Genomic DNA, 13,061 nt, shown 5'->3' with positions numbered 1-13,061 from the left:
TTGTTATAAATACCGCCAAAATTTGTTTGTGAGCATAAATTCTCTATAATTTTATGTAAAATATTACTTGACCTTAATTCTTAAAGGTGTTATGTAATAGCTTTATGTTTAGGGTTTTTTATGTCACCATCAGAGACTATAAGAACTGAATTAGAGTTGATTAAGGGTAATAAAGTAAGGGTTACTATAAATGATTCTAAAAAAATTGAATTGTATAAATCATAGTAGGAGTTTTAAGACAGATATAGATGATAAAGAGTTATATATTGAAATAGATAAACGTGTCATACCCTTAATTAAACAAGGGGACAAACCTTCTGTTACTAATAAAGCAGGCATAAAAAATATGCTTGAACTTACTAATCAGCAAGCAAAACGTACAGTACAGCTTACTCCCATAGAAAAAAAAGTATGGGAGCATCACTAAGTGGGGAAGAATCATCAGGTTAAAAATGTCTAGAAGGTCTATTAGGAAGCGTTTCATTAAAAAGTTCTTCACCAAGTTTTGCATCTTTAAGGTCAGGAGCTCCTACTAAGACGGGAAACAAGCAGCGCGAAAATGCAGAACAAAATACACAAGAAGTTTAGGGTTTACAGCAGCAGTTAATAGCACAACTGATTGCTAAAGTTGACCAGTTAACGCAAGAATACAACATTAAAAGATAGTCAAAATCCTGATGAGACGTTAAAAACACAATTAGAAGCTACAAAGAAGGAGGAGTTAGATAGTAAAGAAGCAAAACTACAAGCTAAGTTGACTGAAGCTGAGCTGGCAAAAACAGCATTAGAAACTGCAAAGAAGGAAACTGAGGCAGCAAAAACAAAATTAGAAGCTGAAAAAACGAGTTAAATACTAAAGTTCAGCAGCTAGAGAAGGAAAAAGAAGAATTAGAAGCTCAAAAGGAAGGAAACTGAGCAGGAAAGAGCAAGCTTACAAACTGAACTAGACTGTTTTTAACAGGTGAACATCAGAAAATTGGTACTGCAATTGATAGTTTATTTACTGACGAGTTAAGTAAAAAAATAAAAGGCCTAACTGAATCAATAGATCAAGGTTAGCAGACAAAGTCAAGACTTTCTATGATGAAAATTTAAAGAACAAAATAATAGAAAATACTTTATTAGAAGTATAAAAAATAAAGAGCAACTTTATACACAGCTACAAGACAAAATAAAATCTATAATAGAGACTGGTCAAAATAAAGATGTGGGTGAAATTGTCAAGTTGATTAAGGAAGAGTTAAAAGATAATATACTAAATGCAAGTAAATTCAATAAGGAATTTGCAGATTTATAGTAACAGCTGCAAGTTAAAGCTGACGAAATAGCACAACTAAGATAACAACAACCAAATGCCGATGTTGAGAAGTTAAAGGCAGACTTGGAAGATCAAAAGGCTAAAGTTAAGCAGTTAGAGAGTGAAAAAGTTGAATTAGAAACTAAAAACAAAGCAATTGTGCAACCAAAACGAGGCAATGGAGCACGGTAACTGCTACTGTTGGTATGGGGTCTCGCTACTTGGTTGGGAGCATTTACTGCACTTGAATGTACAGTGAGATTAGATATTTGGGTAATAGTTGGTATAGCAGTAGCATCTGCATTAGCAGTGAGTGGTGTTACATATCTAGCATTAAAACCTAGTACTGAAGTTAATAAAGCAAAAGAGGCAAGGAACATAGGGCATGTTGTAAAGCGGCTTGATACAGTTTGTTTAGAGCTAAAAATATAGCCGAGTAATCGAATAATAGTGTATAATTATTAACACTTTTTAAGTGAATCTATTATAGTTTTTTCTAAATTTCTAGATTCAAAAAATTATGTAGCCTTCAGGCGCATCTTTAGTACTGAAAAAAATAAAGATATTCTTATTTACTTTCTCAACGAGATCTTGAGATTTGCTGGCAAGGATGAAATAAAAGAAATTGAGTTCCTCAGTACTATTATGGATGCTGAAATTTCCTCTAGAATAAAGTATTGTTGATGTCCTATGTAGAGATGGAAATGGGGTGCAAATGATAATCGAGATGCAGGTTGCTAAAACAAAAGACTTTGCAAGACGTGCTCAATGCTACGCTGCCAAAGCCTACTCAAGGCAGGCTGACAAAAATCAGCAATGTCAGGATCTTAAAGAGATTATCTTAATCGCTATAGCAGATTGTATTCTCTTCCCTGGTAAGCCTGAATATAAATCAAAGCATACTATTTACGATGAAGATACTAATGTATATGATTTAAAAGATTTTTATTTTGCGTTTATTGAGTTACCTAAATTTTCCAAGACTAAGGAAGATCAGTTAGAAAATATAATTGAAAAATGGACCTACTTCTTCAAGAATGCAGATGAACCCAGTGAAAAAGAATTGGAAAAAATAATAAGTAGTGATGTCCTAATCAAAAAGGCATATGAAGAGCTAAATAGATTCAACTGGTCAGAAAAAGAATTTATTGTCTATGAACAAGAGGTAAAGTGTATTAGTGATGAAAAGGCTGTCCTCGCTCAAAAACTTGATGATGCCACTGAAAAAGGCATCAAAATTGGTGAAGAGAAAGGTAAGAAAGAAGGTAGAGAAGAATGAAAAATTGAAGTTGCAAAAGCAATGCTGGTCATGTTGATGTCAACACTGTTATCAAGCTTACTGGCCTTTCCATTAGTGAAATCAAAGAGTTGCAGGATCAAGTTGAATAGCATAACGCGTATGCTTTCAATTTTTATATTCCTTTATTAGCAGGGCATAATTTTGTGCTGATTGTGTAATATGCTTAACTTCTTCATTCGGCATCTTTTTGAAGAATTTTGTTGGCCTACCAGCCCATATTTCTCTACTTTTTATCACTTTTCCATGTGTGACTAGTGAGCCAGCAGCTACCATAGCTTCAGATTCCACAACCGCATGATCCACCACAGAGAGCCCATACCAATGAATGCTCTATCATGTAACGTGCATGCGTGCAACACACAAAAATGGCCTACTGTTACCATATTGCCAATAATTGTATCACCATCTGGATTTCGATCCACATGAATTACCGTTCCATCTTGGATATTCGTTTCATCACCTATTTTGATTGATCCAACGTCTCCTCTGATCACGCAAAACCAGATGCTCGCATTCCTTCCTATTTCAACTCTGCCTATGATATGTGAACCACCTGCGATAAAAGCACTTTCATCTATTTTTGGTTCATAGTTTTTGTATTTTAAAATGTAGTACATATTGAGCCTGCGGTTTTATGCGTTATACAACTTAAGTAAGATTTTCTTACTAAACAAGAAATATTTTCTTAGATTTCAGTGTCAAATGACTTGGATGATACCCAAAAATACTCCACCTTGTCATCTCAGTGCTCCTCTTCTGTCATCCCAGTGCCCAGACACTGGAATTGAGGAGAAAGGATGGTGTCAGCTACTTGCATGACACCTCTCTTAAATTGAAACTAATCTAAATGTTAATAAACTTACTAAATAAAAAAAAAGACAAAGAAACCTCGAGTAGCGATTTTTGACCCTCTAATACTTTAGATTGGCGCTGCAATAATTCACTGACGCTTAGTTTAAGCACGATTTGGCTGAATGTGAAAGAGTTTAAAAGATATGCAGCCCCAATAATTTGATGTAACCCGCTAGAAAATACCCTTGATGTCAAGGTAATGCAGTTGTTAAAGCTTGTCAAGCAACTTTTTTCGTTTTTATTGAATCCAACACGCTGCCAAAAACTACGCAAGAGATCTATTGAAATGCTCCTGTAAAATTATACTATTAATTAGTGCACTATAAACTTAAAACTATGGACATATTGGGCAAATTGGTAATTCTACTGTTAGTTTTTTCACTTCCTTTTTCTTCATATTCATATCAATTTAGAACCAAAGCAAAGCAAGCAATAGTTTTAGATTTAGCCTCAAACTCGTTCATTTTTGAGCACAATTCCGATGAAAGAATTGTTCCTTCTTCAATGAGCAAATTAATGACCTTATATGTAGCCTTCGATTATTTAAAAGCTGGAATAATAAACATGGAAGATAAATTTCGAGTAAATAGAAAAGCATGGGAAAGGAAGGGCTCTTCTATGTTTTTGAAGGAAGGTCAATCTGTTACGGTGAAAGAATTACTCGAAGGAATCATAACAGTTTCAGGTAACGATGCCTGCATAACACTAGCTGAGGGCATTGCGGGATCAGAAGAGAATTTTGTGATTGAAATGAACGAAGTTGCACAAGAATTGAATCTAAACAACAGTCATTTTGTCAACTCGAGTGGGTGGCCGGATGAGAATCATTTTATGAGTGCAAAAGATTTAGTAAGACTAGCAAAAAGGATTTTCACCGATTTTCCTGAATATTACAATTTATTTTCTGAACAATATCTGACACACAATGGCATTTTACAAAAAAGTAAAAATCTTCTACTTTTCCACGATATCGGGGTTGACGGATTAAAAACCGGCTATACAAACGCTGGTGGTTACGGGATTGTAGTATCTGCAAAACGAAATGATAGGAGAATTTTTGCTGTTGTAAATGGTTTAAATACCGAGAAAGAGCGAATAGAAGAAGCAAAAAGACTGATACAATATTCCTTAAATCATTTCTATACCAAGAAAATATTCGCTAAAGATAGTGTAGTCGAGGAAATAAATGTTCTATATGGAAAAGATAGGAAAGTACCCGTCACAGTTGCAAACGATGTTACCATAACTTACAACCGTAATTTGCATGGCAAAATTAAGGTACATGTTGAATATAAAGATATGATACCTGCACCAATTAAAAAAGGGCAAGAAGTGGGCAAAATTTTTATAGAAATACCAGGTGTTGAGCAGCAAACTGAACCACTTTATGCAGTGAATGATGTGCAGGAATTAAATTACGTAGAAAAGTTTTTTAGGATGTTGTTTTAAGTTTAAATAAAGCACTATACCAAAAAGTTAGACACGAATTGTAATGCACTGTAAATTATAATGGAGCTGATATCGTTTATTATTCCTCCTTCAGTATCCAGCTGCCGGCGTAACTTCTTTATTTTTAATCACCTCTTGTAATATCATAAAGAATAAAATTCTTCTATATATTTTTAATATATAAACTACTTTTTTTATTTAAAAATTAAAAAAGATGTAGTAAAATGTCTATAGTGGTAGACTTTAGTAAAGCATATGGCTAACTTAGGAATTAACATAGCTCTCAGTAAAGAAACTTTAGGTGATCTTGCTCGCTTGGCTAAAAGTGAAAGACCAGTTCATTCAAGAGCTCGCAGAGGAGTTCATACAGGAAACAATTGAACATGGAGAAGACATTGCACTAGCTGAGCTTTCTATTAAGCGTAACACTCCAGGTGCAGAGACAGTTGATTATGAAGACGTCAAATGGAGATGTTGATCACGAAAATATCAAGTGGAAATAAAGCATTATAAGAGCACCTTAGAATTAACTCCACTAAATTAGAAAGTCATTACTGGCAGATTTAGAGGATATTTCAGGTTGCGTATTGGTGATTACTGTATAATTCATCAAATAAATGCTCGAGATTATACAGTACTCATTACTGCAGTAAGGCATAGGAAAGATAGTTATAAGCATTGTTAAAAACATCTACTATAAATAATATATGTTTCTATAAACCCACTAAACCCACTTTCTTTATTGAAGAATTTAAAAAGACATAAAGATTGGATGTATGGAGGTATGATAGAGAAAATTAATTATAAATAAATCATAAGCTTTAAAATCACCAGATTTTATACTAAAATAATTTCTTTAGTATATCCTTAAAGGTAGATGAAATTCACGTTATCCTGGTTATTAGAGCACTTAGAAACCAATGCTAGTTTAGAAGAAATTACTGATAAGTTAAGCCATATAGGGCTGGAAGTAGAAGATGTGATTAACAATGCCAAATTGACTGGGTTTGTTGTTGTGAAAGTATTAGAAGTCGTGTCTCATCCAAATGCTGATAGATTAAAGCTATGCAAAGTAGGTGACGGAAGTAAAACTCTGCAGATAGTCTGTGGAGCAAACAACGTTAGGGAAGGTATGAAGACTGTACTTGCATCTTCTGGTAGCACATTACCGGAAAGTGATTTTACAATTAAGGCCACAAAAATACGAGGAGTGCTAAGTGAAGGAATGCTCTGCTCTGCTTCTGAACTTGCATTGATTCAAGAGGAAAGTGAAGGAATCATCGAGCTTCCTGATGATTATAAAGTAGGAGATAAATTTTTCAATTGTGACCCTGTGATTGATATAAATGTTACTCCAAACCGCGGAGATTGCCTAGGCGTTTACGGAATAGCTCGAGATTTGGCAGCAACTGGAATTGGAACATTGAAGGCTTTAAGCGTTCCACAATTTACCTATTCTATAGAACCACCAATTGATGTTAAAGTCACCGACAGTGAAAGTTTTATCAGTGGAGTATACATTGCCAATGTAAAAAATAAAGAGAGCCCAAAATGGTTGAAGGATAAATTGGAATCGATAGGGATGCGTTCCATTTCTGCAATAGTTGATGTTACTAATTACGTTTTGATATCTTTTAGCCGCCCAATGCACGCATATGATGCAAAAAAAATAGAAGGAGAGCTCGTAGTACGTAAAGCAAACAACGGAGAAAAATTTACTGATTTGAATGGTAAAGAATACTTACTAAACAAAGACATAAGCGTTATTTCTGATGATAAAAATATTTATGCAATTGCTGGAATTATAGGTGGTAAGTGCAGTAAATGTACCCTTGAAACCACTGATATCTTTTTGGAGTCTGCTTGGTTTGATCCTATCTCTATTACTAAATCTTCAAGACAGCTGAGGATTTCCACAGACTCTAGCTACAGATTTGCACGTTCAGTTGATCCTGGGTTTACCCTTGATGGGCTAAGCCTTGCGGCTTGGATGATTTTAGACTTATGTGGTGGAGAAGCCTCAAGTGTAGTGTCTGCTGGCAATTTGGATAGGGCTGATATTAAGGTAAACTTTGATTGCCAGGATGCAAGCAATTTTGGAAGTGTGCCTGTATCGCCTGATGAGACGTTCGATATTTTAACAAAACTAGGGTTCAGCATTGATAAAAGAACTGAAAGTAATTGGAATGTACAGGTACCAAGCTGGAAACCAGATATCACCATACCTGCTGATCTAGTTGAAGAGGTAGTAAGAATATATGGATACGATAAAATAAAAGAAGAACCACTAACAAGCAATGTTACGGTAGAAACCAGCACGCATGATGACCTGCGCATTTTGATGACAAGTAGAGGATTTCACGAAGTGCTCACTTGGTCATTTATGAGTGAATCAACAGCTGAAAAACTTGGCTACTTAGATAAGCTATTTACCATTGATAATCCATTCAATAGCAATTTCAATATAATGAGGCCAAGTATCATCCCAAATTTATTGCAAGTCACTGCAGATAATATTGCCTATGGAACGCTTGATCTTGCAATTTTTGAAATTGGACCAGTTTACGATAGTCTCAATCAACCTAAGTATGTTTTAAGTGGAGTTAGGTCAGGAAAGAATTTGCCGCGAAACCATTATAACACCGATAGGAAAATAGATGTTTTTGACGCAAAGGCTGATTTTGTGGCAACTTTGGAGTTTTTTAACGTCTGTTGTGATGATTTAATGATAGAGAGAGCAGAAAAAAAATATTACCACACAGGGAAATCAGGCACCTTCTCTTTTAAAGGTAAAATAGTGGGTTATTTTGGAGAACTGCATCCGAGTATACTGGATTTTTTTGATATCAAGCAAAAAGTTGTAGGCTTTGAAGTAATACTAGAGAATATTGAAAATTTACCTGTAGGTAGAAAAAAATTTATCGATTATAAATATCAAAGTGTAAAGCGCGATTTTGCGTTTATTGTAAATAAGGATATAGAAGCGGGTAAGATAATCAATATATTAAAAAAAAGCTCAGAGCTCATCACAGAAGTTTTAGTATTTGATGTATATCATGAAAATAATATGGAGCCGAGTAAGATGTCTATAGCATTATCAGTTACTTTCTGCTCTCCAACTCACTCTTTAACTGAAGAGAAAATCCAAAAAGAATCAAGTGCTATAATTAATCTAGTATATGAAAATACCGGAGGGACTTTGAGGGTATAGCTAAAGTGATGTATGCGTTTAAGATAGTGGATTAAGAAAGAATGGATAGAAAATTTTGGAAAGGATAACAGCTCTAGAGTGTCTTAAAAAACTGACAATTACGCACCTTTACTGGTGATTATTCAACCATATTCTCGAGTATTATAACTTTTAAACTTTACAGAAGATAATTATAATATCGCAGCAAGATGTAGGCTACATGTATCACTAAGAACAGTTACTATAATAAATAGTATATATTTATAAAACCATCTTTCCTGGTCCATTTCCCAGCTTAGGCAACTTCGCTCAGCTCGAAAATCTAGATTCTTATATACTATGTAGTATAACATGATTTTTTGAACATTTCTTTTTAGCAAAGAAATAATCAAGAGATTCAGCCATTTATAATAAATAATTAAAGTTTTTATTAAGAAGATGCACACAGCAAACCATATGCTACAAGTTTATGATAATTAAAGATGAAGAAAGTGCGGAAGTAAAAACTTGGGCTAGAAAACAGGAAAAAATATGGTATATTAATGATATAATAACAATGGTTATTTTACCAGAGGCAAGGTAATACCATACTGTTTCATATATTTTCCTTTCATATCATCGTATGATTTTTCACACTCGCTCTCACCACTTAAAAATAAAAATTGGCATGCCCCTTCGTTAGAGTAAATTTTTGCAGGAAGTGGAGTAGTGTTTGAAAATTCGAGTGTAACATGACCTTCCCACCCAGGCTCTAAGGGTGTAACGTTTACTATAATCCCACACCTTGCATAAGTTGATTTACCAACACAGATAACCAGTACATCCCTTGGTATACGGAAATATTCAACTGTACTTGCAAGTATAAAACTATTTGGTGGTATTATGCATACATCTGTTTCCTTATCTATAAAACTATTCTCGGAAAAATTCTTAGGGTCTACTATAGCCGAATTGACATTAGTAAAAATCTTGAATTTACTATCTACTCTTGCATCATACCCATAAGATGATAGTCCAAAAGATATAACACCTTTACTACTTTTGTTATCCACAAAAGGCTCTATCATCCCAAAGTTTTCAGCTTTTTCTTTTATCCATTTATCTGGCATAACCGCCATAATTGTCTCTTAAGGTTACGTAATACTTACAATAATATAAAATAAAATTTAAATGTAAACTATAGTGTTGGATTATTAGCAATTTTTGTCATCCAAGTAGCCGACACACAACTGTATGAAATTATGATTCGAGCCTGCCAGAAGGGTGTCATTTCAGTGCTCAGATACTGGGATGACACCTCTTTCGGACCCTTAAAACTGCAACTAACCTAAGCTATAAGCATTAAGAAATTTACTAAGTAAAAACAAGGCCAAAGAAGCCCCGGTTAATATCTATCTTCAGTATTGGCTTTTTTAAGTCCTAAACACTACAATTTAGCTGCTTTTAAACTGCAACTAACCTTAGTTTAAATGTTTAAGAAATTTACTAAGCAGAAAAAAAAGACAAAGAAAACCCGCAGTAGCTAGTTATTAACTCTTTATTTTAAAATTTGACGTTGGATGATGTCTTGAATGCTTTATAAGCGCGTTTCAGCTTATATAGGAAAAAACCTAGAAGCCTAGGTAAGATTTATAAAGACATTGGGTGCAAGTAGTGAAAAAATTAAACAATAGCACACCAAGCACAAGTTTTCTTGCCGTTTTAATCTGCACATATTGGGAAGTTAAATAAAATAACCCCAACGCCATGGTTAAGGGGACTGGTGAAGCTTGTCAAGTAACTTTTTATATAATATTTTCTGAAATAAATGGTCTTATATTAAAATAAACATTTTTGATGAGGTTGCGTGGAAAGCTAGATACAAGTAGTTAGGCCACTTAGATGACATCTTTTGTGCATCACGAGTTAGAATGACAGGGAAGTCTAACGATAATTGGTAGATTTAATTAGTCTCTTAGTTTCTCAAAAAAATCCGTTAGCAAAGAAGCGCATTCTGTTTCTAATATTCCACCGTAAACTTCAGGGATATGGCTGCAAAATTGAAATATCTTAGCACCGTTTTCGATTCCTCCACCTTTTAGATTATAAGCTCCAAAGTATACCCGTTTAATTCTTGCAAGGGAGATAGCTTGAGCGCACATCGGACACGGCTCTAATGTTACATATATATCAGAGTTATAAAGCGCTGAAGTTGATAGCAATTCACATGCTTGTCTGATCACTAACATCTCTGCATGTGCAGTTGGATCATTGGATGTGTTGTGTGAAAAGGAAATGATATTGCTTTCACTAACTATTACAGCCCCTATGGGAACTTCATCGTTTTTCTGAGCGAGTTTTGCTTGCTCTATGGCAAGCTCCATGTATCGATATTTAAACACTTTTCTCTGTCAATCTTCTTTTTTTATATTTTATTAACTGCTGCTTTAATAAACGATACAAAAAGAGGATGAGGAGAAAACGGCTTTGATTGAAATTCTGGGTGAAATTGCACACCGATAAACCATGGGTGATTCTCTAGCTCTATTGCTTCTATACACGTTCCATCTTCTGATATACCAATGCATATCAACCCATTTTTTTCTAAATCATCTTTATAATCTAAATTAATTACGTATCTATGTCTATGCCTTTCCGAGATAGTAATATCACTATACGCACCTGCCATTTTGGAACCTGGGCTTATATTACATCTATATGCTCCAAGTCTCATAGTACCACCAAGATCAAAGTTTTTACCACCAGCTAGTTTAATGATTGGATGTTTACAGGTACAAAATTCTTCAGAGTGTACATCTTCAAGCTTAATGACGTTGCAAGCAAATTCAACAACCGCAAGCTGCATACCAAGACATATTCCGAAAAATGGGATATTGTGCATGCGAGCGTAACTTATTGCCGATATTTTACCCTCTACTCCATCATCACCAAATCCGCCTGGAACAAGGATTGCATGAGAATTCTGTAATTTCTCTTCTATGAGTTTTTTGTCGATAGGTTCTCCACTCTTTTCCCTTGAGTTAACCCAGTTTATTTTTATCTTAGCCTTATTACTAATTGCACCATGGTTTAATGCTTCAACCAGTGATTTATAAGCATCAGGAAATTCAGTATATTTTCCTACTATAGATACAGTGACTTCCTGTGTTGGGTGTCTCATAGAGTGTACTATTTGATCCCACTCAGTTAGGCTTGGTTTTGGCTTATTTAAGTGAAAATGTTCCAAAATTTGTGTGCCAAGTCCACATTGATTATATAGGACTGGTAATTCATATATATGGCTCACATCAGGAGCAGATATTACATTAGGTAAAGAAACATTACAGAGGTTGGCTATTTTCCCTCTTTGATTGTTGAAAACTCCCTTCTCACTACGACACAATATAATATTTGGTTGTAACCCCGCGGAATTTAACTCTCGGACTGAATGCTGTGTTGGTTTTGTCTTTAGTTCTTGCGCTGCAGTAAGATATGGTATTAAAGTCAGGTGGATAAGGATAACTCTTTGTTTTCCAAGCTTATAGCTAATTTGACGCACGGCTTCTAAAAACGGTTGGCTTTCAATATCGCCTACAGTTCCACCTATTTCACATATTACGAAATCTAAACCTTCCGTACCATTAAAAATAAACAACTTGACCAAATCTGTCACATGAGGAATGACTTGTACAGTTTTGCCCAAATAATCACCGCGCCTCTCTTTCTTCAATAACTCATGATATACTTTACCAGTTGTTATATTGTCGTCTTTGGTTGCTTTAATTCCAGTAAAACGTTCATAATGCCCAAGATCTAAATCAGTTTCTGCACCATCTTCGGTAACGAATACCTCCCCGTGCTGAGTTGGGCTCATTGTTCCAGGATCAATATTCAGATATGGGTCAAGTTTTCTGATGCGGACCTTAAAGCCATGAGCTTGAAGAAGAGCGCCTACACTTGAAGCAACTAAACCCTTGCCAAGTGATGAAACAACCCCACCTGTTACAAAGATAAATTTAGCTTCTTTCATTAATCTTCAAAGGGGACAGAAATAGATTTGTTTTTTTGTTTTTTTTCTGATGCAATTTTCTCTGCAATTGACTTTTTATATACGTCTTTTGAACACAGTCCTGATAATAGCAGTGTATTCATAATAAACAATCCGGCAACTATAGCCGTTATTTTGCTAAGCTGCTTTGCAGAAGATTTGACTGGAATCATTGAATTGAGCCCCTGTTGCGAGCTGCTAAAACCACTTAGTGAACTACTCCCAGGAGGCTGTAAGAGTACTAAAATTACTAGCATAGCAACCAATATTATTTGAAATACACTTAGTATCATTACTGACATTATAAGTAGGGCTGAAAATAAGGATTTTAGGAGCGTAAAGTACATAAGTCAAGTTTTTATAAATACCTGTCACTCAAGTAGCTAGAGTCACACGCAGGAGTGATAAAGAGTTTTATTAAGTATTTTACTTAAGGATCTAATTTCTTATTATAGGAGATACACAGCAAACAATTTATTAGTGGTGAAAGATTACAAAAGGGGCATAGAAAGCGCCTAAGAGAGAAAATTATTTCAGATAATAGATAATCGCTACTAGATTATGAAATTTTGGAGCACATTTTGTATTCAGCATATAGTAGAATTGATGTAAAGCCGGTGGTAAGGAGTCTGATAGAGAATTTGGCAGCTTGAATAAAGTTTTTATTGATGATTTTAGAAACACTACAAAGTAGTGATGGAGTTAACAATGCGGCTATATCTGCCATCTTTTGTGTAAAACAAGCTTTTGTTCCTTCTGCAAGAGAGGAAATAAAGGACCTGCTTATAATCAATAACTGTAAAAAACTGCTTGATTATTTAAGAATAAGTATAGTAAGCCTCAACAAGGAAAATTTTGCGTCATCTACATAAATAAAAAATATTGTGTAATAGCGGAAGACCTACAAAATATTGGTACAATAGATTAAACACCTCTTTATGTTAGA

The 13,061-nt window shown here is 34.6% G+C and carries 11 protein-coding genes and 2 pseudogenes; 8 read left to right on the top strand and 5 right to left on the bottom strand.

Going from position 1 to position 13,061, the window contains the following annotated elements; genetic code table 11:
• Positions 1-190 precede the first annotated feature (190 nt).
• The 3 genes and pseudogenes from QUS22_RS00845 (at position 191) to QUS22_RS00835 (ending at position 2,686) form a co-directional block, all read left to right on the top strand.
• Positions 191-427, top strand: coding sequence for a hypothetical protein (locus QUS22_RS00845; protein WP_289513105.1), 237 nt, complete (start codon positions 191-193; stop codon positions 425-427).
• Between the two features lie 1,125 nt (positions 428-1,552).
• The gene (locus QUS22_RS00840; protein WP_289513104.1) at positions 1,553-1,729 is read left to right on the top strand and encodes a hypothetical protein; all 177 of its coding nucleotides are present in this window, start codon (positions 1,553-1,555) and stop codon (positions 1,727-1,729) included.
• 54 nt (positions 1,730-1,783) lie between these two features.
• Positions 1,784-2,686, top strand: a pseudogene (locus QUS22_RS00835) (Rpn family recombination-promoting nuclease/putative transposase).
• 16 nt (positions 2,687-2,702) lie between these two features.
• On the opposite strand, the pseudogene QUS22_RS00830 reads toward QUS22_RS00835, so the two are convergent.
• Positions 2,703-3,214 (bottom strand): annotated as a pseudogene (locus QUS22_RS00830) (gamma carbonic anhydrase family protein).
• Between the two features lie 577 nt (positions 3,215-3,791).
• Here QUS22_RS00830 and QUS22_RS00825 point away from each other — a divergent pair.
• The 4 genes from QUS22_RS00825 to pheT all read left to right on the top strand — a co-directional run bounded on the left by QUS22_RS00825 (position 3,792) and on the right by pheT (position 8,109).
• The gene (locus QUS22_RS00825) at positions 3,792-4,898 is read left to right on the top strand and encodes a D-alanyl-D-alanine carboxypeptidase family protein (RefSeq protein WP_353477714.1); all 1,107 of its coding nucleotides are present in this window, start codon (positions 3,792-3,794) and stop codon (positions 4,896-4,898) included.
• A gap of 307 nt (positions 4,899-5,205) precedes the next feature.
• Positions 5,206-5,376, top strand: coding sequence for a hypothetical protein (locus QUS22_RS00820; RefSeq protein ID WP_289513102.1), 171 nt, complete (start codon positions 5,206-5,208; stop codon positions 5,374-5,376).
• A gap of 72 nt (positions 5,377-5,448) precedes the next feature.
• Positions 5,449-5,583 carry a type II toxin-antitoxin system RelE family toxin gene (locus tag QUS22_RS05480; protein ID WP_353477713.1) on the top strand — a complete coding sequence of 45 codons (135 nt, stop codon included), beginning with the start codon at positions 5,449-5,451 and terminating at the stop codon, positions 5,581-5,583.
• 192 nt (positions 5,584-5,775) lie between these two features.
• On the top strand, positions 5,776-8,109 hold the full coding sequence (gene pheT, locus QUS22_RS00815) for a phenylalanine--tRNA ligase subunit beta (protein WP_289513101.1): 2,334 nt from the start codon (positions 5,776-5,778) through the stop codon (positions 8,107-8,109).
• Between the two features lie 539 nt (positions 8,110-8,648).
• Here the strand turns inward: pheT and dcd are convergent.
• From dcd to secG, 4 genes are all read right to left on the bottom strand, one after another.
• On the bottom strand, positions 8,649-9,206 hold the full coding sequence (dcd, locus tag QUS22_RS00810; RefSeq protein WP_289513100.1) for a dCTP deaminase: 558 nt from the start codon (positions 9,204-9,206) through the stop codon (positions 8,649-8,651).
• A gap of 828 nt (positions 9,207-10,034) precedes the next feature.
• Positions 10,035-10,451: a nucleoside deaminase gene (locus QUS22_RS00805; protein WP_289513267.1), complete on the bottom strand. Its 417-nt coding sequence runs from the start codon at positions 10,449-10,451 to the stop codon at positions 10,035-10,037.
• 41 nt (positions 10,452-10,492) lie between these two features.
• Positions 10,493-12,097, bottom strand: a complete 1,605-nt coding sequence (locus QUS22_RS00800) for a CTP synthase (protein WP_289513099.1) — start codon at positions 12,095-12,097, stop codon at positions 10,493-10,495.
• Positions 12,097-12,417: a preprotein translocase subunit SecG gene (gene secG / locus QUS22_RS00795; protein ID WP_353477712.1), complete on the bottom strand. Its 321-nt coding sequence runs from the start codon at positions 12,415-12,417 to the stop codon at positions 12,097-12,099. Before secG ends, QUS22_RS00800 begins: the two co-directional genes overlap by 1 nt.
• A gap of 363 nt (positions 12,418-12,780) precedes the next feature.
• Between secG and QUS22_RS00790 the strand changes: the two genes are divergently transcribed.
• Positions 12,781-12,987: a hypothetical protein gene (locus QUS22_RS00790; RefSeq protein WP_289513097.1), complete on the top strand. Its 207-nt coding sequence runs from the start codon at positions 12,781-12,783 to the stop codon at positions 12,985-12,987.
• The last annotated feature ends 74 nt before the right edge of the window (positions 12,988-13,061 follow it).

Origin of the sequence: Wolbachia pipientis (genome assembly GCF_030373985.1) — a bacterium.
GTDB classification, from domain to species: Bacteria; Pseudomonadota; Alphaproteobacteria; order Rickettsiales; family Anaplasmataceae; genus Wolbachia; species Wolbachia pipientis_D.
The sequence above is the reverse complement of the archived record's forward strand: the minus strand, read 5'-3'. Positions and strand labels throughout refer to the sequence as shown.